The 23,026-nt window shown below is 33.5% G+C and carries 23 protein-coding genes; 17 read left to right on the forward strand and 6 right to left on the reverse strand.

Features of this window, described 5'->3' with window-relative positions:
* Window positions 1-4 precede the first annotated feature (4 nt).
* The 3 genes from LF20184_RS02505 to LF20184_RS02515 are packed head-to-tail and all read left to right on the forward strand — an operon-like array spanning window position 5 to window position 2,234.
* Window positions 5-754, forward strand: a complete 750-nt coding sequence (locus LF20184_RS02505) for a CpsD/CapB family tyrosine-protein kinase (protein ID WP_029606585.1) — start codon at window positions 5-7, stop codon at window positions 752-754.
* Window positions 751-1,536: a tyrosine-protein phosphatase gene (locus LF20184_RS02510; protein ID WP_010020893.1), complete on the forward strand. Its 786-nt coding sequence runs from the start codon at window positions 751-753 to the stop codon at window positions 1,534-1,536. The genes LF20184_RS02505 and LF20184_RS02510 overlap by 4 nt, the downstream gene beginning before the upstream one ends.
* Window positions 1,537-1,568: 32 nt before the next feature.
* Window positions 1,569-2,234, forward strand: coding sequence for a sugar transferase (locus LF20184_RS02515; protein ID WP_010020891.1), 666 nt, complete (start codon window positions 1,569-1,571; stop codon window positions 2,232-2,234).
* 80 nt (window positions 2,235-2,314) lie between these two features.
* On the opposite strand, the gene LF20184_RS02520 is transcribed toward LF20184_RS02515, so the two are convergent.
* Window positions 2,315-3,265, reverse strand: a complete 951-nt coding sequence (locus LF20184_RS02520) for a beta-1,6-N-acetylglucosaminyltransferase (RefSeq protein WP_056945178.1) — start codon at window positions 3,263-3,265, stop codon at window positions 2,315-2,317.
* A gap of 135 nt (window positions 3,266-3,400) precedes the next feature.
* Here LF20184_RS02520 and LF20184_RS02525 point away from each other — a divergent pair, with 135 nt between their 5' ends.
* The 12 genes from LF20184_RS02525 (at window position 3,401) to LF20184_RS02580 (ending at window position 16,063) form a co-directional block, all read left to right on the forward strand.
* Window positions 3,401-4,441 carry a glycosyltransferase gene (locus tag LF20184_RS02525; protein ID WP_010020888.1) on the forward strand — a complete coding sequence of 347 codons (1,041 nt, stop codon included), beginning with the start codon at window positions 3,401-3,403 and terminating at the stop codon, window positions 4,439-4,441.
* Window positions 4,442-4,479: 38 nt separating this feature from the next.
* On the forward strand, window positions 4,480-5,451 hold the full coding sequence (locus LF20184_RS02530; protein ID WP_010020887.1) for a glycosyltransferase family 2 protein: 972 nt from the start codon (window positions 4,480-4,482) through the stop codon (window positions 5,449-5,451).
* Window positions 5,452-5,494: 43 nt separating this feature from the next.
* Entirely contained in the window at window positions 5,495-6,574 is a 1,080-nt protein-coding gene (locus LF20184_RS02535) for an EpsG family protein (RefSeq protein WP_056945179.1), read from the forward strand.
* Window positions 6,575-6,629: 55 nt separating this feature from the next.
* A complete protein-coding gene (locus tag LF20184_RS02540) occupies window positions 6,630-7,742 on the forward strand; it encodes a glycosyltransferase (RefSeq protein WP_010020883.1) in 1,113 nt (370 codons plus the stop codon).
* A 113-nt stretch (window positions 7,743-7,855) separates the two neighbouring features.
* Entirely contained in the window at window positions 7,856-8,842 is a 987-nt protein-coding gene (locus LF20184_RS02545; protein ID WP_010020882.1) for a glycosyltransferase family 2 protein, read from the forward strand.
* A 24-nt stretch (window positions 8,843-8,866) separates the two neighbouring features.
* Complete coding sequence (locus tag LF20184_RS02550) at window positions 8,867-9,982, forward strand: polysaccharide pyruvyl transferase family protein (RefSeq protein WP_010020881.1); 1,116 nt, start codon at window positions 8,867-8,869, stop codon at window positions 9,980-9,982.
* Complete coding sequence (locus LF20184_RS02555; protein WP_082607436.1) at window positions 9,975-11,474, forward strand: lipopolysaccharide biosynthesis protein; 1,500 nt, start codon at window positions 9,975-9,977, stop codon at window positions 11,472-11,474. The genes LF20184_RS02550 and LF20184_RS02555 overlap by 8 nt, the downstream gene beginning before the upstream one ends.
* 21 nt (window positions 11,475-11,495) lie before the next feature.
* The gene (locus tag LF20184_RS02560) at window positions 11,496-12,890 is read left to right on the forward strand and encodes a Coenzyme F420 hydrogenase/dehydrogenase, beta subunit C-terminal domain (protein WP_010020880.1); all 1,395 of its coding nucleotides are present in this window, start codon (window positions 11,496-11,498) and stop codon (window positions 12,888-12,890) included.
* Window positions 12,891-13,002: 112 nt separating this feature from the next.
* Window positions 13,003-13,983, forward strand: coding sequence for an LCP family protein (locus tag LF20184_RS02565; RefSeq protein ID WP_010020878.1), 981 nt, complete (start codon window positions 13,003-13,005; stop codon window positions 13,981-13,983).
* A gap of 98 nt (window positions 13,984-14,081) precedes the next feature.
* Window positions 14,082-15,380 carry a Y-family DNA polymerase gene (locus LF20184_RS02570; RefSeq protein WP_010020876.1) on the forward strand — a complete coding sequence of 433 codons (1,299 nt, stop codon included), beginning with the start codon at window positions 14,082-14,084 and terminating at the stop codon, window positions 15,378-15,380.
* Window positions 15,358-15,693 carry an acetyl-CoA carboxylase gene (locus LF20184_RS02575; protein ID WP_236906333.1) on the forward strand — a complete coding sequence of 112 codons (336 nt, stop codon included), beginning with the start codon at window positions 15,358-15,360 and terminating at the stop codon, window positions 15,691-15,693. The genes LF20184_RS02570 and LF20184_RS02575 overlap by 23 nt, the downstream gene beginning before the upstream one ends.
* A complete protein-coding gene (locus LF20184_RS02580; protein WP_010020874.1) occupies window positions 15,686-16,063 on the forward strand; it encodes a hypothetical protein in 378 nt (125 codons plus the stop codon). The genes LF20184_RS02575 and LF20184_RS02580 overlap by 8 nt, the downstream gene beginning before the upstream one ends.
* A gap of 320 nt (window positions 16,064-16,383) precedes the next feature.
* Here the strand turns inward: LF20184_RS02580 and LF20184_RS02585 are convergent, their stop codons facing one another.
* Window positions 16,384-16,743 carry an ArsR/SmtB family transcription factor gene (locus tag LF20184_RS02585; RefSeq protein ID WP_010020872.1) on the reverse strand — a complete coding sequence of 120 codons (360 nt, stop codon included), beginning with the start codon at window positions 16,741-16,743 and terminating at the stop codon, window positions 16,384-16,386.
* Between the two features lie 122 nt (window positions 16,744-16,865).
* On the opposite strand from LF20184_RS02585, the gene LF20184_RS02590 reads away from it, so the two are divergent.
* Complete coding sequence (locus tag LF20184_RS02590; protein WP_010020870.1) at window positions 16,866-18,785, forward strand: heavy metal translocating P-type ATPase; 1,920 nt, start codon at window positions 16,866-16,868, stop codon at window positions 18,783-18,785.
* 78 nt (window positions 18,786-18,863) lie between these two features.
* Here LF20184_RS02590 and LF20184_RS02595 read toward each other — a convergent pair whose 3' ends face one another.
* The 4 genes from LF20184_RS02595 to LF20184_RS02605 all read right to left on the reverse strand — a co-directional run bounded on the left by LF20184_RS02595 (window position 18,864) and on the right by LF20184_RS02605 (window position 22,125).
* A complete protein-coding gene (locus tag LF20184_RS02595; RefSeq protein WP_010020868.1) occupies window positions 18,864-19,232 on the reverse strand; it encodes a hypothetical protein in 369 nt (122 codons plus the stop codon).
* Window positions 19,233-19,719: 487 nt separating this feature from the next.
* Window positions 19,720-19,878: a hypothetical protein gene (locus LF20184_RS12665; RefSeq protein ID WP_010020865.1), complete on the reverse strand. Its 159-nt coding sequence runs from the start codon at window positions 19,876-19,878 to the stop codon at window positions 19,720-19,722.
* A gap of 86 nt (window positions 19,879-19,964) precedes the next feature.
* Complete coding sequence (locus tag LF20184_RS02600; RefSeq protein WP_010020864.1) at window positions 19,965-21,302, reverse strand: NCS2 family permease; 1,338 nt, start codon at window positions 21,300-21,302, stop codon at window positions 19,965-19,967.
* Between the two features lie 181 nt (window positions 21,303-21,483).
* Complete coding sequence (locus LF20184_RS02605; RefSeq protein ID WP_010020863.1) at window positions 21,484-22,125, reverse strand: SDR family oxidoreductase; 642 nt, start codon at window positions 22,123-22,125, stop codon at window positions 21,484-21,486.
* Between the two features lie 113 nt (window positions 22,126-22,238).
* Here LF20184_RS02605 and LF20184_RS02610 point away from each other — a divergent pair, with 113 nt between their 5' ends.
* Window positions 22,239-23,000, forward strand: coding sequence for a flavodoxin family protein (locus tag LF20184_RS02610; protein WP_010020862.1), 762 nt, complete (start codon window positions 22,239-22,241; stop codon window positions 22,998-23,000).
* The last annotated feature ends 26 nt before the right edge of the window (window positions 23,001-23,026 follow it).

The raw sequence follows: 23,026 nt of genomic DNA on the forward strand, positions 1-23,026 counted from the left end.
GAAGATGAAATTATTTAAAGGCAAGAGAAAAAAACTAGACAATTACAGTTTGAAACACGGTGTCGGCTTGATCAGTTATGACGACCCTACAAGTACAGTGTCAGAACAATTCAAGACGATTAGAACAAACATTCAATTCTCATCAGTTGATAAGAAATTGAAGTCGATTTTGTTCACTTCTTCAGCACCATCAGAAGGTAAGTCAACGGTTAGTAACAATGTGGCGGTTACTTGGGCTAAACAAGGTGACAAAGTTATCTTGATCGATGCTGATTTACGTCGTCCAACGATGCACAAGACTTTTAACCTCAGCAATAAGTTTGGATTGTCAAATTACCTATTAGGTAACGCTGAATTAGAAGATGTCGTTCAAAAGACAATGGTCGACAACTTGTACGTTATTACTAGTGGACCAATTCCACCTAATCCGTCAGAACTACTCGGTAGTATGCGAACAAAGGACTTACTAGTTCGTTTAGCTGACAAATTCGACTTGTTGATACTTGATGCACCACCAGCTAACTCAGTTACTGATGCACAAGTATTGGCTACAAAAGTCGACGGAGTTATTTTAGTAATTCCTCAGGGAATCGCTGAAAAATCTGGTGTCGCTCATGCACAACAAGCACTAGAAACTGTCCACGCTAATATCTTAGGATTTGTGATGAATCGTGTCATAAGAGAAAGTACCGGCTACTACGGTGGCTATTACGGTGGTCACTATGGCGGCTATTACGGAGCTGATAAAAAATGAAACTAATTGATTTGCATTGCCATATTTTGCCAGGAGTTGATGATGGATCTAAAGACTTACAAATGTCGCTAGATTTGGCGAAAGTAGCTGTGAGTCAAGGAATCAGTCATATTTTATTAACACCGCATCATATGGATGGAACTTATACCAACCACAGTCAAGATGTCGTTAGTCAAACGGCTTATTTTCAAAACGCTTTGGAAATAAATCGGATACCTCTAAAAGTCTTTCCGGGGCAGGAAGTACATCTGACTGGAGATTTAACCAGAGCAATTGCAATCGGTGACGTACTATTTATGGATGAAACACGTCGTTACCTATTGCTAGAGTTACCTCATGACAGTGTGCCGGAGTATACGACTGACATGTTGTTTGATGTAATCACTCGCGGTATCACGCCAGTATTGGCCCATCCAGAAAGAAACGCGGGATTTCAAAAAGATCCAGATAAATTATATGAATTTGTAAAAATGGGCTGCTTGACTCAATTGACAGCCAGCAGCTACGTTGGAGTCTTTGGTTCAAAGGTTCAACGGTTAACAGAAAAAATGGTCAAAGCCAATCTCGGTTATACCTTTGCTTCTGATGCCCACAACTTTGAGGGGAGAAGGTTCTTGATGAAAGAAGCCTTCAGCAAGTTAGTGGAAGAAGGAGGACAAGAAAAAGCTGAACTGTTCAATGAAAATGCTAAAAATATCATCAATGGCGATGATGTGGCAGATATGGACAGCCAGAAGATTTCTGAAATGTTTAAGAAGAAGAAGAGATTTTGGTTATTTTAGGATAAATAATATATATGAGGGGGGAAATCTAAATGATAGAGTCTGACAGTGTACACAATAAAGAAATAGCACTTACAAAGCGTTGGTCACTTTATCTAATCAATAAGAGAATATTTGACATCGTTATTTCATTAATTGCATTATTACTCTCAAGCCCCGTTTATTTGATTGTTTGGATTATTAATAAATTTAGTAAATCTAATAGAGGACCATTGTTGTACAAACAAATCAGAATGGGACAGTATGGTCGAAAGTTTGGAATGTATAAATTTCGATCAATGGTTGTCGGTGCTGAGGAAAAACTTAAGAATAATGAAGAATTGTATAAGAGATATGTGGAGAATAATTATAAATTAAAACCTAATGAGGATCCACGTATTACTAGATTTGGTCGATTTTTGAGAAAATCTTCAATTGATGAAATTCCGCAGTTTATTAATATTCTTAAAGGTGATATGAGTTTAGTTGGTCCACGTCCGGTTATTGAGGAAGAATTGAAAGAATATGATAGCTATAAGCTTCTTTCAGTAAAACCTGGAGCAATGGGATTGTGGCAAGCATCTGGCAGAAGTCAGGTTGGCTATCCGGAAAGAGCTAACATTGAAATGAAGTATATTGATGAGGCTAATATGCTATTAGATTTAAAAATCATATTTGGTAACTTCATTAGTATATTTAAAGGTAAGGGAGCATATTGATATAACTTAGTTAAATAAAACTCAGTATATAAAAACGGAAAATCCTATGAGTTTTCATAGAATTTTCCGTATTTTAAATATTAAATAGTTTTTTGACCCTTACAGATAAAAGTTATCTTTTCTTTTAATTTAGGAGAAGATTCTAAATTAAATTTTCTTGAAAATAAATGACCTAACTCTCGGGCTCTTTGAATTGTATTTAAGTCATTATCGGTCCATGTGTAAGGAGATCCGTCCCACCAATTTATATATCGGAGATTCCCTTGAAGTTCTTCAGGTTTATCATGGCTTGGCGTGTTATAAAATATCATATTTTTGTATTTCTGATTGTTGAATAAAATGGTAGGAACAAATAATTCATCACATAAAAAGGAATCTTTGAAAATATCATAAATTTCATAGTGTTTACTTAAAATGTAGTTCACAGCATCCTCATTTAAGCTTATCCAGTTGGAAGAATAGCCGATTTTGGGCAATGATTTTAGACGTCTAGCTGCAGTTCCATTTAAATTCTGATAGATAAAATTAATATGTTCTAATAATTTGAAAAAGATACGTTCAAGTTTATGTGGATTTGAATGACTATAATATTTTATAAATTTGTAATGGTATTTTACTCTTGACATTATTTTATTTTTTTTAAAAGTTTCGAAGGGTACTATTGTTAAAAAAATTTTATTAGGATGTTTATCGAAAAAAGTATGGATGTAATTTTGATTTTGAATGGGAAGATCTTGTCCAGATAGTAAATGATAGTAACTATATGTTCCATGCTCGTTAGCTGCTTTGAATAATTCCATTTCAGCTTTTATTTGAGAATAATCTCCCCAGGAGATGTCTTTGTCATGATAAATTTGAATGTAAGAATTTTTAGCTGACTTAAATAAAGAACTTTTGATTTCATCAGTTAACTTGGATTTCTTATCTATAAGGATAAAAATATCATTTCTATAGTCGTCAAGAAGTGATATTAAGAGTGATAATTGTTCGAATTTATTATGTGCGATTAGTAAGTAAGCGTGTTTTGACATAAGCCCCATCCTTTGACGTATTGTTATTATATTGTAACATTTGTATTTCTAATTGGCGTTTTTATTGTTATTCATTAAGCTGAATAACGTTCTGCCTTTTTGTATTAAATCTATTTTAGTAGGTGAATTTTGTTTATGAAAAAGATAGTGCATATAGTTGAATCATTCGGAGGAGGAGTATATTCTTACTTGTTGGATTTGACTTCAGGGTTAGTTGATGAGTATGAAGTATATATATTGTATGGGGTTAGAGATCAAACCCCAAAGGATTTAAAAAAACAATTTGATAAAAGAGTGAAATTAATAAAAATAAAAAATTTTACAAGAAATTTAAATGTAAAAAAAGATTTTAAAGCTTACCTAGAAATAAAACGGGAATTAAGGGAAATAAATCCGGATATTGTCCACTTCCATTCGTCTAAAGCTGGAGGAATTGGAAGAATAATCAAATATGATAAAAAGCAAAAACTGTTTTACACGCCGCATGGTTATGCATTTTTAGATGAGTCTCAAAACAGTATAAAAAGTAAAATATATTTATTTGCTGAAAAACTTCTCGGTAAAAGAAATGTACTTACAATTGCATGTAGTAATGGTGAGTATTTGCAAAGTGAACGAGTAACTAAAAATTCAATATTTATTAATAACTCTGTAGATACTAACTTTTTGAAAAGATTTAAAAAAAATTATTCTAACTCTGTAGATACAATTTTTACAATTGGGAGAATAAGTGAACAAAAGAATCCAAGGTTATTTAATGATATTGCTCGTAAAAATTTAAATAAAAAATTCGTATGGATTGGAGATGGACCCCTAAGAAAAGAATTGGCATCTAGTAATATATTAGTAACAGGATGGATGTCACGAGAAGAAGTATTAAAAAAAATTCAACCATATAAGTATTTTATATTGACTTCGAAATGGGAAGGATTACCGATTTCCTTGTTGGAATCCATGTATTTTTCTAAGATTTGTTTTGTGACGGACACTACGGGTAATAGTGATGTTATAGATGATAATATTAATGGCTATTTATTCAAAACTACTAAAGAATTTGAGAAAAAATTTTATGAAAGAAAAGAGCTTAAGGAGGATCCACATACATATATTGTGAATCATTTTTCTAAAGATGAAATGATAAAAAAATATAAAAAAGTATATTCAAACGGAAAATGATTTTTTTTAAATAGTATTTAACGGCAAAGGAGCGTATATTGAATAATTCAAAAGATCCGCTAGTTAGTATAATCGTCCCATCTTATAATAGTGAAGAATATATTTCTAAATGTATTGATTCTTTGTTGAAACAAAGTTTTACAAATTTTGAAATAATAGCGATAGATGATGGTTCTCAAGATGACACGTTTAATAAATTGAAAAATTATTCCAAGAAAGATTCTAGAATTAAATGTGTAAGGGAAAAGAATAGTGGCAGAAGTGTCGCTAGAAACAATGGTCTCAGTAAATCTAGTGGTAAGTATGTAACTTTTGTTGATAGTGACGACTATGTCAGTTCTGAATATTTGGCACATTTAATTGATGGGATTACCTCTAATACAGAAATTGCAATGATAGACATAATTCCTGTAAATGATGAAGGAATGATTCTCAATAATAGAAAACATTATGCCAGCAATATCTCTATTAGCAGATGCAAGGAAAGTATACGAAGAGTTTTACATCAGAAGCCGGATAATGAAATATGTGGGAAATTATTTAAAAGAGAACTTTTTGAGAATTTAGAGTTTCCTATTGGCAAAATATATGAGGATTTATATATGACGTTTGCTTTAATGTGTAAAGCAAAAAAAATTTCTTTTGTTGATTCACCTGACTATTTTTATGTTCAACGTAGTAATAATACAATGAACAGTGATTTTAATAAAAAAAATATGGATATATTAGAAATGGGGGAAAAAGCAAGGAAGACGATACTTTGTAAGTATCCGGAGTTAGAAAATGATGTATCCAGCAAACTTTTTGCTGCATATTCTAATGTATGGATGAAAATAAATAAAGATAAATATGAAAGGGAATATGGATTACTTTGGTCTGAAATTAAGAAAAATAGATCCAAGATACTCTTTACAAAAATTGAAAATAGAAATGTATTATTTGGAGTATATGCTAGTCTATTAGGAACCGATATATATAGAAATATATATAAAATTGTGAGAAAAAGATGAGCAATCTTTTTGTTATATGAACATATTTTATGAGGGGAATTAAATGGAATTTTACTTTTTGCAATTGTCATTTTTTTTGATGTACAGTTTCTTTTTTTATTTTTTTAGAAGTAAAGAAATAATAAAATGGTATCTTTTTATTGCTTTTATGCATTTGTCTTTACTCATGGGACTTAGATCTTATCTAGTGGGGACTGACACGCAGTTATATATGAATTATTTTTTAAATCAAAATACGTCGTATAATTCTAATGGTGCATTAATATATAACATCTTTAGTAAGTTTATTTTTCAATTAGCAAATGGGAATTATACCATCTTTATTTTACTAATGTCTGCACTATCTGTTTTCTTTTTTTTGGCATCTTTAATTAAATTAGAGAATGATTTTATAAGTGTTTTTCTATCAATATACATTTATATAACGTATTATTTTTATTTCGATAGTTTTAATATGCAGAGACAAATGCTTGCAGTTTCGATTGCAATGTATTCTGTGTGTTTATTTATTGAGGGTAAAAATATAAAATCAGTATTGTTACTTTTATTAGCAATAGGAATACATAGTACAGCTTTTTTGGCATTAATAAACTTTTTCTTAGTAAGAGTAAAGAAGAATGGTAAATATTTAACATTACTCATTCTTTTTATGACGGTAATATTGTTCTCATATAACAAGATTCTAATGATATTTTCTATGTTTTTTAGTCATTATAATATGTATGTAAATTCGATGAATAATTCGTCTCTATCAGCGGGTGGAGGAGTTCTTTTCTTAGGTTCCTTTTTTATTCTAATATCTTTATTATCCTTTTTTATGATTGATATAAAAAAAGATAACATCTTTGCTTTTACGTTGTTTTCTACAATTATGGGATCTATTTTTTATATAGTTGGTAGAAACTCTCAATTAATAATTAGAATAGCAAACTATCTTTTGATTTTTGTACCTGTATTTATGCCTACTGCAATAAAGAAAATTTCGAATAAGTTTTTGGAAAAGAGATTGGTAGAATTATTTGGCATATTCATCATAATTCTAATTGGATTGGTAATTATGTACTATAAATTAGCTAATAATTTTTCTGGCGTTGTACCTTATTCAACTAGTTTTAAATTCTGAAATAACTTATTATCAAAATTTATTAATATTTAAAGATGAATGAAGGAAAATTAATATGAAAAAAATTGTGGTTGTTGGTATGACAAATAATCCAGGTGGAGTAGAAACTTATTTGATGAATTTCTTTGCAAGTATGCATAAGAAAAATGAAATTATTTTTATAAACGCAAATCCTTATTCAGAAATAGCATATCAAAGTGATATAGTTTCACGTGGTGGAAAAGTATTTATTGCTAAGGACAAATATTCTTTAAAACACTATATCGGAAGAACAAGAATTGCAAGAAGAATCTTGCGTAAAGTAAAAGCAGATATTGTATATGTGAATGCTTTAAGTGTTTATAGCGCATTTTGGGTAAAAGCAGCTAAAGATTTGGGATTACCAGCAGTGTATCATTCGCATAATGATGCAATATTTAGAAATCGATTAGAATTAAAAAAAGCTGCCTCATTTTTTCTAAAGCCCTATAATCAAAGAATATTAAAATATGCTACATGTCTGTCCGTATCTAGAGATGCTAGTAAGTTCATGTTTAATAATACTAATGCGACTATTGTTTATAACGCAATAGATATAGATAAATGGAAAATTAATCAATTAGAGAGAGCAAAGGTACGTAATAAATTTGGGTTTAAAGATAATCAAAAAGTTATTATTATTGTTTCAAGATTATCCAAGCAGAAGAATGTTCTCAGAGCTATAAGAATTTTAAAAAAGGTTATTGACTATGATGAAACTTATAGATGCTTGATAGTAGGGAATGGGATTTTAAGAGATGTTGTTATTGATGAAATAAAGAAATATCAACTGGAAAAATATGTTCAATTACTTGGGAAAAGAAATGATATTCCATGTTTAATGAGTGGCAGTGACATATTATTACTTCCCTCATTATATGAGGGATTACCCTTTGTGGTAATTGAAGCACAGGGATCTGGATTGCCAATAATTGCCTCTAAGGATGTTATTCCTAAAGTAGCTGATGTTACTAAATCGATTTTGGAGGTTTCTTTAGATAAATCGGATGATTTTTGGGCAGATGAAATAAGAAATATGAAATTAAATTCAATGTCCAAGAGAGAGAATATGAATCAGAAAGTAGGCAGATCATATTTCTCCAAGAAATATTATGATAAAAAAATAAAAATGATTTTTGATGGTTTATAGAAATGTTTTGTAAAAATCAAAAGATGAATATTTTATAGTGAAATTTTTATTGAACTTATGACATTAATTAATCTCATAAAGTCAATATTATAATTAGATTAGAAGGAGAAATTATGGAATCATCGGAACCATTTTTTAGCATTATTATTCCAATGTTTAATACAGAAAAGTATATTGAAGATTGTATTAGTTCTATTTTAAATCAAAATTTTTGTGATTATGAAATTATTATTGTGGATGATGGTTCGACGGATGGTTCACTTAAAATTATTTCACAGTATATAAAAGGGAAAGCAAATATAAAACTTTTTAAACAAAATAATGCAGGGGTATCTGCTGCACGAAATGTAGCTTTGGAAAAGGCAGTTGGAAAGTATATTATGTTTATGGACTCTGATGATTATTTAATAGGTGAGTCTATGAAATATTTAAAAAATACTTTGTTAAAAAATAGTGACGTTGACTTATTATTTTTTAATTATTATGATGTGTTTCCAAATGAAGTAAAAAGACATGTTTTTCGAACACAATTCTTGGGAACGGGAATATCTAAGGACAAAGCTATTGAGGGTATTCTTTCGGATATTGGGGGATATTGTTGGAACAAAGTTTATAAGCGTTCCTTATTAACAAATGAGAGGTTTAATAAAGATATTACTTTTTTAGAAGATATGTTATTTAATGTGTTGGCTGTGAATAATTCTAATAAGATTATGTGTATTGGAAATTGTTTGTATTCATATAGGTGGCGAAAGAATTCAATAGTACATACCTTCGATTTAAAAAATTTAACTTTTTTTTCAGCATTGAAATTAGTAGAAGAAAATATTCCAAATAAGTTTATATCTTTGATTAACGTTAAAAGAAGAATGGCATACATTGAATTTGCATCAAATTTGATTTTTATGGATAAATCTAAATATTTAAATTTTAAAAAACTTTATAAAAAGGAAAATAGACTTAAAGAAATAAAGAAATTCAATTTAAGCAAAACAGAAAGAGTTAGTTTGTTTATAGCTGATTATAGTTTTGATGCCTCTGTAATTGTATTTAAATTGAAACGAAAATTCGACAAGTATAGGTATAGTTTAAAGAAATAATCTTATCAGTTTATGGGAGAATAAATGAAAGTAGCTATTAGTACGATTAATGATTATGAGAATTATGGTAATAGACTTCAAAATTACGCTTTACAAGAAGTTATAACATCACTCGGAAATGATGTTATAACAATTAAAAATTATTCAGGCTTACCTGAAAAAAACTTTCTAAAGAAGACAGTAATGTCTATTCTAGGAGAAAATTCAAATTTGACTTTCTTTTTAAAACGATTTTTTTCATTATTTTCTTACAAGAAGAAATTAAATGTAGAAAGGGCAATAAAATTCCGGAAATTCACGTCTAAAAATATAAAAGAGTCCAAATTTATTATCAATAAGGACACGGCTAACTTTGATTTCGATAAAAAAATTGATTGTTATGTAGTAGGAAGTGATCAAGTCTGGAACTATTTTTTTCCCAGATTTTCATCATTGGATTTTATTGAGTATTCCCAAAAGCCTAAAATAAGTTATGCAGCATCGTTTGGAGTCAAATGTATTCCTCAAAAATTACACTCATTTTATAAAGCAGGTTTAAGTAATATAGATTATATATCTGTTCGGGAACATTCCGGTAAAAAAATAGTTTCAAAATTGACTGATAAGAGTTCGAAAGTTGTATTAGATCCTACCTTATTGTTATCAAAAAATCAGTGGATGAGGGTATCAAGTAATAAAAAATATACTGAAAAATATGTCGTGGTGTATTTTTTGGGGGATATTTCTGATGATAATATGAAGTATATTAAGAGATTTTCGAAAGAAAAAGGTTATGAAATAAAGAAATTATTATCTTATGATGATGAAAAGTTATGGAAATCTGGGCCGTCAGAGTTTATCAGTTTATTTAGTGGATCTGAGGCGGTATTTACGGACTCTTTTCATGCTGTGGCGTTTTCTATCATTTTTAATAAGTACTTTGAAGTGTTCGAACGAAATTTTAAGGGACCGTCCATGAATTCTAGAATTGATACTTTATTAGGAGATTTAGATTTGGCAGATAGATGGCACTCAAAATGTGAAAAAGGTAAGCCGATAGATTATTATAAAACAATGAAATTATTAGACATACGTAAAAGGGAATCTATGTCATTTTTAAAAGATTCATTGAAAAGAGTAGAAGTGAATATCAATGGGTAATCAAAGGAAACTTGGTGCAGTACTATCTTATTTAAATATTATTGCCAAGAATTTGGTTACTTTTCTATATACTCCTTTTCTACTTAGGTTTGTAGGTCAAGCTAATTATGGATTGTTTCAAATGACTAATTCAGTCATGGTTAGCTTGAGCCTTTTATCAATGGGTTTTTCAAGTGCGTATGTAAAGTTTTATATTACATATAAAGTAGAGGAGAACTATAGGCAACTTAGAAAACTTAATGCTTTATATTTAATATTATTTGGCTGTATTAGTGTAATTGCCTTAATTATAGGGACGATACTCGTTTTAAATACTGGAGCTATTTTTGGTAGAAGTTTAAGTGCATCAGAGATACAACTTACTAAATACTTGATGGCCATCATGGTATTAGATGTGGCTATTACGTTCATATCATCTGTATTTGATTCAAATATTACTGTGAACGAGCAATTTATTTTTCAGCAAAGTAGACAATTGATGCAGACGTTTTTAGTTCCTATGATATGTATTCCATTAGTTTTTATGGGAGTAGGTGTTCTTTCGATAGAAATAACTCAAATTTCGGTAACGACGCTATTTTTAATACTAAATATTAATTATTGTATTAGAAAGTTAAACATGCATTTTGATTTTACTAACATTGATTTTTCGTTATTGAAGGATTTAGGGATATTTTCGTTTTTCATATTTTTGAATCAAATCGTTGATCTTGTTAATAATAATGTTCCAAATTTTATACTTGGTATGTTTCAAGGTGCAAAAATGGTAGCAACTTTTGCCATAGCTGTGCAAGTTAAAAATATGTTTTTTATGTTGTCAACATCTCTGTCTAATGTGTTTGTACCTCGAGTTAATAAGTTGGTTAATTTAGAAAAGGGTACCGACGTTCTTACTGATTTGATGATAAAAGTAGGACGAATACAAATGGCATTACTTTTTTTTGTTTTAGGTGGATTTATAGTTGTCGGAAAATTTTTTGTTCAGCTGTGGGCTGGAAGCGAGAATATTGAGGCGTATTATTTGGTAATTATAATGGTTTTACCTTCAATAATCCCCTTATGTCAAAACGTTGGTATAGAAATTCAACGAGCCATGAACAAACATATATTTCGGTCAATTGTTTATGTGATTTTTGCTGTTGTAAATATAGTAATAACAATTGTTGGATCTATTTATTTTGGACTAATTGGCGCTTCTATGGGTTACGTTGTAACTATTCTTTGTGCAAATGGTATATCGATGAATTGGTATTACTCAAAAAAAATGGGATTGGAGATTAAAAGGTATTGGGGTGAAACTAGTAAAATGTTAGTTCCATTTGCTATATCAACAATTCCATTAATTCTTATTCAAAATAATGTGTCTGTAAATTCTATTTCTCGTTTTATTGTGTTTGGCTTGATTTATTCATGTATATATATTGCTATTTACCTTAAATTCATAATGAACGGTGCTGAAAAGCGGATACTAATGGGTTTCGTTAAAAGATAATTGAAGGTCGAGGGGACATATTTGAGTGATTTTAAAGATATTTATAATAAAGTAGTGAGAAATAAGTATGACTTTGGTACTGGATCTTGGGCTGTTGTAAATAAAAATATTGAAATGAGACTGGATAAGTATGGAGAATATCATCCTTATCAAAAAAATAATGATTATCAATATTCTGAAAATGAGGCAAATAATCTTAAAGAATCTTGTTTATCTACAAGTGATTTAAATGAATCTGATATTTCTAAAAGACTATATTCTCAAGTACCAAAAATCAAATATAATAAGGACCTTGGTTACTATTCAGGTTTATATGTAGGACATGTCGTTGAGGGCGATTATAGAAAAAATGGTAGTTCTGGTGGTTTCGGAACGTGGATTTTATCTCAGTTATTGAAAAATGATGAGATAGACTTTGCTATAAATGTTACTGGGTCAAAGGATAATGAAAAGTTATTTGAGTATAGTATTTCTGATAATTTAAAGGGAATCAAGAATGGGGCAAAGACTAAATACTACCCAGTTGAATTTTCAAAAGTTATAAATGTATTGAAGGAAAACCCTGGTAGATATGCAATAGTTGGGTTACCTAGTTTTATTATGGAATTGAGATTGCTTGCTACTATTGATCCTGTTATAAAGGAAAGATTGAAATATACAATAGGTCTGGTTTGTGGTCATCAAAAATCAACTAAATTTGCGGAATTTTTAGCATGGCAATGTGGAATTAAGCCAGGGAATCTGGAGAAAATTAATTTTAGAAAAAAACAAGATAATTATCCTGCTGATAGATATGCTATTGAAATAACTGGAAAAGTCGACGGTAAAGAACAAACAATTATTCGAGAAATGAAAGATTTATTAGGTAACGACTGGGGACAAGGTTTCTTTAAGGTCAGAGCTTCTGATTTTACTGACGATGTTATGAATGAAACAGCAGACGTCACACTGGGTGATGCTTGGCTTCCAGAATATACCAAGGATAATAAGGGGAACAATATTGTTATTGTAAGGAATCCGGTTATTCAAAAAATTATTAATAATGGAATAAGGAATGATAAATTAACTGTGGATTCTGTAGATGAAAATACTATTTATAGATCTCAGGCTTCTCATTTTAAACATACGAAATATGAGATGGCATATAGACTATTTAAAAAGCAAAAAAATAATGAATGGATTCCTAAAAAGAGAATTGAGCCCAGCTCCAATATTCCTTGGATAAGAAAAAAGGTACAAGATCAAAGAGAAAAAATTTGTCTGGAAGTTCCTGAATACTATCAAGAAGCATTATCAAAAGATGATATAGATTATTTCATTAATAAAGTTAAGCCATTATCTAAAAAGTATAAAAATATATATTTGCTTAAGAGAATAATTTCAAAAATCAAAAGAACTTTATATCCAAGTAAATAGATTTAATTTCAGTAATTTAGGAATCACCATTCAAATTAACAAAAATAGAGTTAAAATATAGGGTATAGTCGATTGTAAAAAAATTGACCAAATCTTATAGGGAGGGAAATATATGCATAACAATAGAAGAAAAAAGCATACTTTGAGAAATCTTGGTATGTGGTTCGTCTTGCTATTTATCTTAGGTGGGGCTGCATTTGGTATGACTCGTTATCGTAGTGTAAAGAGTGCTGCTAATAGTTCATTCGCACCTTCAGGTATTATCAAGCAACGTGATGTTAATTCAGAACTAAAGAACAAGAAACCTATTTCAATCTTATTGGTGGGTATCGATACTAATAGTTCAGTTAAGAATTACCAAGGTAATACAAACAGTATGATGGTTCTAACTTTGAACCCTGACACTCAAAAGACAACTATCACAAGTATTCCACGTGATATTGCTGTTAAGAAAATCAACGGTTCAAACAGTGACAAAGCTGCAACAATCAGTTCAGCGTACTCAGTTAATGGTACAAGAACAGCTATTACAACAGTTGAAAAGCTATTGAACATTCCTGTTGACTTCTACGCACTCATAAACATGGGTGGTATGGGCAAAGCTATTAACGAAGTTGGAGGTGTTGACGTAACACCAGAAACTAGTTTCTCATTCGGTGGCTACACATTCACTAAGGGTGTAAAGACACATATGAATGGAAACAAAGCTATGGCTTACGTTCGTTCACGTGCCAATGACGACACAACTCGTCAAGGTCGTCAAAGACAAGTTCTTACTAGTTTAGTTAGCCAAAGTAAGTCAATTGCAACATTGTTCAACCAAGATTTGATTGACTCTGTTACTGATCAAATTCAAACTGATTTGACATTTGACCAAATGACAACATTAGCTAAGAACTACAGTTCCGTTGGTAAGACAACAACAGATGATTCTCTAAAGGGAACAGCTGCTGAAGTTGATGGCCAAAGCATGGAAACTGTTAAGAACTCAGAATTGCAACGTGTTACAGACTCAATTCGTGACAACCTAGGCTTGGAAAAAGCTACAACAGGTAACATCGAATACGTCGTTACATCAAATGCAAACTATTAATAATCAATAAGACTTCCTGTTTGGGGGTCTTATTTTTTTATTGCAAAAAAGAACATATGTTCGTATAATGAAAATATAAACAAAAAGAGGTGTGAACAATGGATTATCGCAAGGAACCCCATGGAGTTTACTTTCTGATTGATAACAAATCTTTTTACGCTAGTGTTGAGGCGACTTTACGTGGTTTGAATCCGCTCAAGGAGTTGTTGGTGGTGATGAGTGAGGCTGATAATGCAGGTAGTGGCTTGATTCTGGCGACTTCTCCGATGGCAAAGAAAGTTTTTCATCTCAAAGCTAACGTTTCTCGTCAACGTGATTTGCCCCAGGATCCACGTTTAATTGTTGTTCCACCTCGAATGAATCTCTACATCAAACGCAATCTTCAAATTAACAATATTTTTCGTGAATTTGCGGCAGAAAAGGATGTTTGGCCTTATTCGATTGATGAGTCGATCATTGATATGACGCATTCTTGGAAGTTATTCGGCGACTCTCCTAAACAGGTGGCTCGTTTGATTCAAATCAAGGTTAGAAAGGAACTGGGATTGTACACTACAGTTGGAATCGGTGATAATCCTTTGCAAGCCAAAATTGCTCTGGATATTTACGCTAAGCACAATCCTGAGTTAATCGCTGAAATCCATTATCAAACCGTTCCGGAGAAAATCTGGACGATCAATGAGTTAACTGATGTCTGGAGTATCGCTAAACGGACCAAAAAACGCCTTAATCGCCTGGGAATTCACAACATGTATGAATTAGCCCACGTCAATCCTTTTTACTTAAAACAGGAATTAGGCCTGATTGGCGAGCAGTTGTTTGCGATTAGTTGGGGGATTGATCGAACAAATTTGTCTGATGAGCTCAAACCTAAGAATCACAGTATCGGCAATTCACAAGTTTTGCCTAGAGATTATTTTAACCAAGCTGAGATAGAGACAGTTATCAAAGAAATGGGCCAACAAGTTGCTTCTCGATTGCGCCATCATCACAAACAAGCTGGATGTATTTCTCTGACCGTGACTTATTCATATTCTGGGGATGACAGTGAACGTGGCGGTTTCAGTGTGGCTCGAAATATTGATGTGACTGACAAGGATTGGGAAATCAACCAGACTCTGATTTATATGTTCGAGAATTATTGGCAAGGACAACCAGTCAGGAACTTGGCAGTTTATTCGTCCAAATTAGTCACCAAAGTAGCGCAACAATTAGACTTCTTTACACCGATAAAAACTCAATGTGACAATGAAGATAAGTTAGCCGTCATCGACCAAATCAGAGCTCGTTACGGTTTCAAGTCCATCGTTTACGCCAACAGTTTATTAAAAGGTGGTACGGCCATCAATCGCTCCAGTCTAGTCGGCGGACACAATGGCGGTAATGCATATGAATGATGATTTAAGACTCATCCTAGAACGAATCAGGCAATATTTCACTCGGCGCTACCAAACAAGGTATTGGCTACAAGTGGTCAATGATCAATATGACAAAACGTATAATTTCTTCATCAACATTCAACCAAAGGGCCAAAGAGTCCGTTCTATTCCACTTCATACGATAGAACAATACGATTTATCATATTTAGAAAAAATTATTAATGAAATTCAAAAAAATATCCATTTATCCTTTATGTATGATGGTTTCACCGGTCAGAAATGGCCCACAACACAAGAATTAATTCAGAAAAGGAAACATTACGATGAATAGTAAATACCAAGCAGACCCCGAAATGGTTCAAACTTTTTTCGATAATTACTACCACGACCGTGGCAAAATTAAGTGGCAAGGTTTTTATTTATCAGATCATACTGCCGCTTTAAAAAAACAAGCCAAGAAATCTTCCCACCAAAATAATTTACGACCACAACAAGAACTCACAGAAATAACTAAGTTCTTAATGCAGTCGTATACCTACAATCAAATTGTTAAAGTACAGTTAAATGTCTTTGACCTAAATAATCACGTAAAAGACGATCTAACCGGAGAAATAAAAGGCTACGATGAAGACTTGTTCTATCTAGACAATGGCAAGAAGTTCCACCTAAGTGAAGTAAGAAACGTCGCCATGGTAGCCTAGTGCTTTTGTTCTTTATGTTTTTATCTTTTATGTTTTAAGTTTTTGTCTTTTGTCTTTGAGGGGTTTAAGAGAATTCAAATAGAAAGAGAAAACTAGTCGGGAGCAAAAGCCCTGTGATGGCTCAGCCGGCAAATTCTACTTAGCAACTTGTTGCTTAGTAGAAGACCCAGCTTTGAAATGCTGCGCACTTGGTTTATGCAGTAGTTCAAAGTGGCGTCGCCAGCGTTCCAGCCAATCACAGGGTTTTTGCGGACGACGGCATCCTTAGACAAAAAACTGCCAATTTTTGCCCAAAGAAAAAGCCACTAAAAAATAGTGGTTTAAAAGTCATTTTCATCCTCAATAATATGCTCTTTAGTCTGCTTAAAAATAGTAATAATATGCTGATCACTCAAACGATAATGGATGTTACGTCCACGTCTCGCGTTAGAAACAAGATTGAGCTGTTTTAAAATACTCAATTGATGTGAGATGGAAGATTGGCTCATATCAAGGGTATCCGCAATCTCGCCAACGCTTAATGGTGTTTCAGCCAAGGCAAGAATTATTTTTACTCTCGTCATGTCACCGAAGGCTTTGAAGACGTTGACCATCGCTTCGAGATCGTCGTCGTTAGGGATATTTTGTTTTAAATTATGGAGCGCATTTTGGTGCTCTACTTCAAAATTTTGTTCTGGCATAAGTTGTCCTCTTGATCACAATAGGTTGAAATTCATTAGAACCTATTATATTATAATTTATATATGAATGATTGCTCATATATTCAAATGAACATGTAAACCTTTTTAAGGAGGATAACTCGATGAAATCATACGATGTCCAAACTGATTACAAAGCAAAAAATAAAGTCAAACGAATAAAAAATGAGTTTAGCAAAGAAACTAAGTTTACCATTATTCGTTTGTTAATATCTTTTATCTTACTACTATTAGGCTCAAGTTCGCTGGTAACGAATCCAATTAATGTTATTTTGTTGGTCGCCGCGTACTTAGTCATCGGTAGTCGGATTGTTTATAAAGCCATTCGTAATATTTTCCACGGTGAAATTTTTGACGAGAACTTCCTGATGAGTATCGCCACGATCGGTGCCATCATTTTGGGAGAGTATCCCGAAGCGATTGCCGTCATGTTGTTTTACGAATTAGGAAATGTTTTCGAAGATATTGCTGTCAACCGTTCCAAGAAGTCAATTTCTGCACTATTAGAAGTTAAACCTAATTTTGCAATGTTAAAAATCGACAACAAAATGAAAAAAGTCGACCCTAATACGGTTCAAATCGGACAAATTATCGTCGTTCGTCCTGGAGAAAAAATCCCTTTGGATGGAACAGTAGTTTTGGGTAGCTCATCAGTTGATACGTCAGCTTTGACCGGGGAATCGATGCCCCAAAATATTCAAGTTGGCGACACGGCCTTGAGTGGATCAATCAATCAAAATGGAACGCTACAAATCAAAGTTACCAAGGTTTATAGTGATTCGACCGTTGCTAAGATTTTGGATCTAGTACAAAATGCCAGCAGCAAAAAGGCCGGTGCCGAGAAGTTCATTACTAAATTTGCCAAGATCTACACACCAATCGTCGTAGCTTTGGCCGTCATGTTGGCTGTGATCCCACCACTAGTTATGCAGGGAGCTTGGAACATTTGGATTTACCGTTCGTTGATTTTCCTAGTAATTTCTTGTCCATGTGCCTTGGTCATCTCGGTGCCATTGAGTTTCTTCGGAGGAATCGGTGCCACATCTAAGCAGGGAATCTTGGTCAAAGGTAGCAATTACCTAGAAGCCTTGAACAAAGTCGATACCGTTGCTTTTGACAAAACTGGAACTTTAACTCGTGGAAAATTCGCCGTGGTCAAAGTCGCTCCAGTTGCCGGTATCACCAAAGACCAATTGTTACAAATGGCCGCAAGTGTCGAAAAGAATTCAACTCATCCGATTGCTAGTTCGATTCAAAGCGCTTATACAGGTAAAATTTTACCAATTGAAAACGCCACTGAATCTGCTGGTCACGGTTTGACTGCCGAAGTGGATGATCAAAGAGTCATCGTTGGTAATGCCAAATCAATGCGTGAATCTGGGGTCAATTTCGTCGAATCAACTGCTGTCGGAACAATCGTCTATGTGGCAGTCGGCAAGAAATTCTGGGGTCACATCGTGATTGCGGACGAACTCAAGACTGATGCTCAAAAAGCCATTCACTTGTTGCACAATCGTGGAATCAAGCAAACGGTCATGTTGACAGGGGATAATGAAAAAGTCGGCCACTCGATTGCTAAAAAGCTCAAAATGAGTGGAGTTTACACTAATTTATTACCAGAAAACAAAGTTTCAATCGTTAATAAGTTGTTGAAGAAGTCTCACCAGACAAATCATAAAGTAGCTTTCGTTGGTGACGGAATCAATGATACGCCAGTCCTAGCAACAGCTGACATCGGTTTTGCCATGGGTGGATTAGGATCAGATGCGGCCGTTGAAGCTGCGGATATCGTCATCATGGGCGATGAACCATCCAAAGTAGCCAAAGCAATGAAAATTGCCAAACGCACCCGTCAAATCGTCATCCAAAATATTTCCTTTGCGTTAATAATTAAAGTTCTCTTCTTATTAATGGGAGCTTTGGGAATGGTTGATATGTGGCAAGCAGTTTTCGCCGACGTTGGTGTTACTCTGATTGCGGTATTAAACGCCATTCGTTTACAATTAATAAATTTCGATAAGTAAAACAAAAACTGATTCCAATTGTGGAGTCAGTTTTTTTAGTTATAGATATGTGTATGGGGTTGTAGCAACCTAATAATGTTAATCAAGCATACTAATAACCTCAATTTTATTTTGTTTTAAATCAATTTTACAGCGCATATGTTTATTACATCTAGAATCAAAAGCCGTTACTTCAACATGATGTGCGTCTTTATATTTAAAATCACTTAGTCTTGCTGGAATATTTTGCTGCTTGAATAGTAGAACAACTAAACGTTCATAGTTAGATGGACTAACAGGTATACCATTCTTTTTGATATATTTTTTAAAGCCTTTTGTATTTTTCTCTTTTGTAACTCTAGCAATTTCTCTTTCATATCTTCTGTGGACAGCTTCTTTAGAAATATCTTCACCATTAGCGTAAGGTGAACCATAAATTGATCCATGTCCAGTTCTATTCTTAGGCATCAGAAAACCTCATTTATAATTAGTTGATACCATTTTATCATTGATATATCAACGTTTTATAAAAGAATTATTCTATTTAAAAACAAATATATAAATTAGGAAATTCATCAGAAATTAAATATACTAACTGTATAGTCATGCACTCTTGGGTAGCTCCCAAGTTGGCTTAGTCAGAATGTTGAGTAGAGCAACGCCCCTCGTTTATTCCAGAAGATGGAGGTGTCTGCTATGTCATTCGGAAAAGTTTGGAGTGTGTGTGGTGCAAACCGCTTTTGTAGTGTATATCTTTGCAATTGCTTTCGAGCATTTTGCAAATGGTATCGCGATAATCAAAAAAGCTAACCGAGAAGGTTAGCTAATCTCCAAATCTATTCCATCTGATGTTTGAAGTCATGGGACCACGACTCCCATGGCTTCTTTTCGTTTACAAAGGTATTATATCCAAAAGAATTAATTTTATCAATCAAATAAAGATCCGAAGCTAAAATTATTCAGCTTCGGATTTTTTGTTGTCATTATTTTTAGGAAGGCAGACGATTGTTCCGTCGTAACCTTGATACATTTCATATTCTGTTGCCATTGGGTGGATGGTACTAGGAATGGTTATTACTTGCTCGCCATTGATTGCTTTAACTTTGACTGACATGATTACACTACCTTTCGCACCAAGTTAGTAACATAAAAATAACACGTTTCTGGAGTGAAAGAAAGTTTTAGATAGTGTTTTCGGATTTATTTACCAGGCAAAATATTAATAATATAAAGCAATAAGATAAAGACAAAGAACAAGATATACATAATAGGAGTAACTTCCTTACGGCGACCAGCGGCCCACATTGTTAGAGGGTAGAACAAGATACCAAAGGCGAAACCGTAAGAGATGTTATAAGTCAAAGGCATACCAACGATCGTTAGAAAGGCTGGCATGGCGATTTCAAATTTAGTCCAGTCGATTTGTTTCATTGATTGAGCCATCAAAATACCAACGATGATCAAAACTGGAGCGGTAACGTTAGTAGTTACGATGGACAAGAGTGGTGAGAAGAACATTGAAATAGCAAACATTGCACTGACGACTAGAGCTGTTAGACCAGTACGACCACCAACGGCGATACCAGCAGAAGATTCAACGAAGGCAGCGGTTGGAGTAGTACCCATGACAGCACCACCAAGCATTGAAATGGAATCAGCCATCAAAGCCTTACCAATACGAGGCATTTTGTTATCTTTCATGAAGCCAGCTTGTTCAGCCAAACCGATCAAAGTACCGGCTGTATCGAAGAATGCTACCAATAAGAAGACTAAGACGACCGCCCAAAGTTGTGGGTTAGCGAGATCAGGCATGTGAGCAACCCCGACACCAAAGGTTGGTTTCATACTAGGAATAGTTGAGATGATTTGTTTTGGAAGTGGAATTAATTTCGTAATTAAGCCAATGATAGTTGTCAAAACCATACCGATGAAGATTGAACCGGGAACTTTTTTGGCCATCAACAAACCAGTTGCGACTAGTCCGAAGATTGTTAGCCAAGTTGTAGGAACAGTCAAAGAACCCATTTCTACCAAAGTAGATTTACTTGCTGTGACTAAGCCACCACCTTGTAAACCGACAAAGGCGATGAACAAACCGATACCAGAAGCCATAGCTAATTTTAAGTCATGTGGAATAGAATCGATGACTAATTCACGTAATTTTAATACAGAGATCAATAAGAATAAAATACTGGACATGAATACTCCGGCCATTGCTGTTTGCCAAGGAATACCCATAGCGAGAACTACTGAATAAGTAAAGAAGGCATTGTCACCCAAACCTGGGGCGATGGCGATTGGATAGTTAGCGAGTAGAGCCATCAAGACGGAACCTAAAATTGCAGAAAGAGCAGTAGCAGTGAAGACGGCACCTTTATCCATTCCGGCAGCCCCTAAAACTTGCGGATTGACGAATAAAATATAAGCCATTGAAACGAACGTTGTTAAACCAGCTAACACTTCACGACGAACAGTTGTATTAGCTTCCTTGAGATGAAATAGTTTTTCCATGAAACTGAGATTTGGATCTGATTCCATGATATTAACCCCCTGAGGTTTTATTGTTTACTTCATAAGTATTACAGATATTATGAGAAAATACAACTAAAAGACGATTAATAATAAAATTATATCAAATATTGTTCGGATTTATATTTATTTAAGCCAAGAAAAAAGCATCTCACAAACCAGATTGCAAAATACTTTTCTAAAAGACAAACTATCTAAAAACTTCTTCAGCTGGAGTGTCACCACTAGCAAAAGTGTATTCTTTTTTGATCGTAGCTGGATTTTCAATAATCAAAGCTAAAGCCTTGGCAACGTCAGCTCGGGGAATCGAACCGGATTCATTTGGACCTAACAATTGAATTTTGCCTGTGCCGTCATCGTTAGTTAAAGCACCGGGATGAATGATCGTGTAATCTAAACTCGTGCCACGTAAATGGTCGTCAGCGTAATGTTTAGCGGTCATGTAAGGTCTGATACCAGTAGCGTCCCATTTGTCGCGGTCGTCACTGAATAGAGAACTGACCATGATGTAACGCTTGATATTATTGGCTTCAGCGACCATCATCGTTTTGATAGCACCGTCGAGGTCGATTTCCATAGTTAAAGCATCGCTTGCACCACCAGCACCGGCAGAGAAGACGATGACATCAGCACCACTTTCTTCAATAGATGCACTGATTTCGTCTAAAGATGCGGTCAAATCAATGTATTGTGTTTCAATGTTGTTTTCGTTGTAGGCCTTGATTTGTTCTTGACTACGCAATCCAGCAACAAAGTCGATGTTTCTCGATTGTAATTCTCCAATTAATAGGTGTCCGACATTTCCGTGAGCACCAATGATAAGAACTTTCATATAGTTCAAAACCTCCTTATTTAACCATACTGTAGCAACAATTTTTTGATAATGCTAGTCTTTTGTATCTTATATGTGTGTATACTAAAATTAATAAAAAGGGGAGGGTATATATGAAGATATTAGGAATATTAGCCTCGCATCAGGAACATGGATTGAACGCCAAAATGCTATCTGAAGTTTTAGACAATGTTAATCCTGGTGTCGAAACTGAAACTATCTATTTAGAAAATTACGATATAACTCCGCATAAATATCATGAAAAAAATGCTGTTTTGGATGAATTATCGCAAAAATTGATGGACAGCGACGTCTGGGTCTTCGCGGCACCAACTTATTTTCGTGAATTATCTGGTGTCTTGAAGAATTTCTTCGATTGTATGCGACCAAAACTAGTTTATTTCAAAGAAAATGGTGACACGATCCCCGGACAATTCAAGAATAAGCATTATTTGAGCATCAGTTCTTGCTACGTTTCAACACTAGAGAACTTTTTGACCGGTGTGACTGACGAAAGTTTCAAGACGATTGATCGAGTTATGTCAGCTGCTGGCGTGATCAAAGTTGGCGAGATAGTTTTGCCGAATACTTTTGGGATGAAAGAAATCCCTAATAATAAGAAAGAACTGTGTCACAAGTATGCAAAAAAGATATCTGTCAAAAAGAGAAAGGATGATTCAACTGTGAAAAGATATATTCAATTATTCTTCATGATTGCAGTAATGGCATTAATTACAATGGGGATTCAATTACCACTTCAAAACTGGATCGGCACTAACTTCTGGTTGAACTATGTCAGCTTTACAGTGATATTCTTCGTCTTGTTGGCTTGTATCTTGCACTTCATGACCTTTGTAAAGCATCGTCGGCGTTAAATTAGGCATTAAAAAAAGGCAGTCAA

This window comes from Companilactobacillus farciminis KCTC 3681 = DSM 20184, from assembly GCF_002706745.1.
Taxonomy (GTDB): Bacteria; Bacillota; Bacilli; order Lactobacillales; family Lactobacillaceae; genus Companilactobacillus; species Companilactobacillus farciminis.

Excerpts from the sequence above, each read along its gene's own strand:
- LF20184_RS02505 (WP_029606585.1), top strand. The coding sequence starts at position 5 with ATGAAATTATTTAAAGGCAAGAGAAAAAAACTAGACAATTACAGTTTG.
- LF20184_RS02510 (WP_010020893.1), top strand. The coding sequence starts at position 751 with ATGAAACTAATTGATTTGCATTGCCATATTTTGCCAGGAGTTGATGAT.
- LF20184_RS02515 (WP_010020891.1), top strand. The coding sequence starts at position 1,569 with ATGATAGAGTCTGACAGTGTACACAATAAAGAAATAGCACTTACAAAG.
- LF20184_RS02520 (WP_056945178.1), bottom strand. The coding sequence starts at position 3,265 with ATGTCAAAACACGCTTACTTACTAATCGCACATAATAAATTCGAACAA.
- LF20184_RS02525 (WP_010020888.1), top strand. The coding sequence starts at position 3,401 with ATGAAAAAGATAGTGCATATAGTTGAATCATTCGGAGGAGGAGTATAT.
- LF20184_RS02535 (WP_056945179.1), top strand. The coding sequence starts at position 5,495 with ATGGAATTTTACTTTTTGCAATTGTCATTTTTTTTGATGTACAGTTTC.
- LF20184_RS02540 (WP_010020883.1), top strand. The coding sequence starts at position 6,630 with ATGAAAAAAATTGTGGTTGTTGGTATGACAAATAATCCAGGTGGAGTA.
- LF20184_RS02545 (WP_010020882.1), top strand. The coding sequence starts at position 7,856 with ATGGAATCATCGGAACCATTTTTTAGCATTATTATTCCAATGTTTAAT.
- LF20184_RS02550 (WP_010020881.1), top strand. The coding sequence starts at position 8,867 with ATGAAAGTAGCTATTAGTACGATTAATGATTATGAGAATTATGGTAAT.
- LF20184_RS02555 (WP_082607436.1), top strand. The coding sequence starts at position 9,975 with ATGGGTAATCAAAGGAAACTTGGTGCAGTACTATCTTATTTAAATATT.
- LF20184_RS02565 (WP_010020878.1), top strand. The coding sequence starts at position 13,003 with ATGCATAACAATAGAAGAAAAAAGCATACTTTGAGAAATCTTGGTATG.
- LF20184_RS02570 (WP_010020876.1), top strand. The coding sequence starts at position 14,082 with ATGGATTATCGCAAGGAACCCCATGGAGTTTACTTTCTGATTGATAAC.
- LF20184_RS02575 (WP_236906333.1), top strand. The coding sequence starts at position 15,358 with ATGGCGGTAATGCATATGAATGATGATTTAAGACTCATCCTAGAACGA.
- LF20184_RS02580 (WP_010020874.1), top strand. The coding sequence starts at position 15,686 with ATGAATAGTAAATACCAAGCAGACCCCGAAATGGTTCAAACTTTTTTC.
- LF20184_RS02585 (WP_010020872.1), bottom strand. The coding sequence starts at position 16,743 with ATGCCAGAACAAAATTTTGAAGTAGAGCACCAAAATGCGCTCCATAAT.
- LF20184_RS02590 (WP_010020870.1), top strand. The coding sequence starts at position 16,866 with ATGAAATCATACGATGTCCAAACTGATTACAAAGCAAAAAATAAAGTC.
- LF20184_RS02595 (WP_010020868.1), bottom strand. The coding sequence starts at position 19,232 with ATGCCTAAGAATAGAACTGGACATGGATCAATTTATGGTTCACCTTAC.
- LF20184_RS12665 (WP_010020865.1), bottom strand. The coding sequence starts at position 19,878 with ATGTCAGTCAAAGTTAAAGCAATCAATGGCGAGCAAGTAATAACCATT.
- LF20184_RS02600 (WP_010020864.1), bottom strand. The coding sequence starts at position 21,302 with ATGGAATCAGATCCAAATCTCAGTTTCATGGAAAAACTATTTCATCTC.
- LF20184_RS02605 (WP_010020863.1), bottom strand. The coding sequence starts at position 22,125 with ATGAAAGTTCTTATCATTGGTGCTCACGGAAATGTCGGACACCTATTA.
- LF20184_RS02610 (WP_010020862.1), top strand. The coding sequence starts at position 22,239 with ATGAAGATATTAGGAATATTAGCCTCGCATCAGGAACATGGATTGAAC.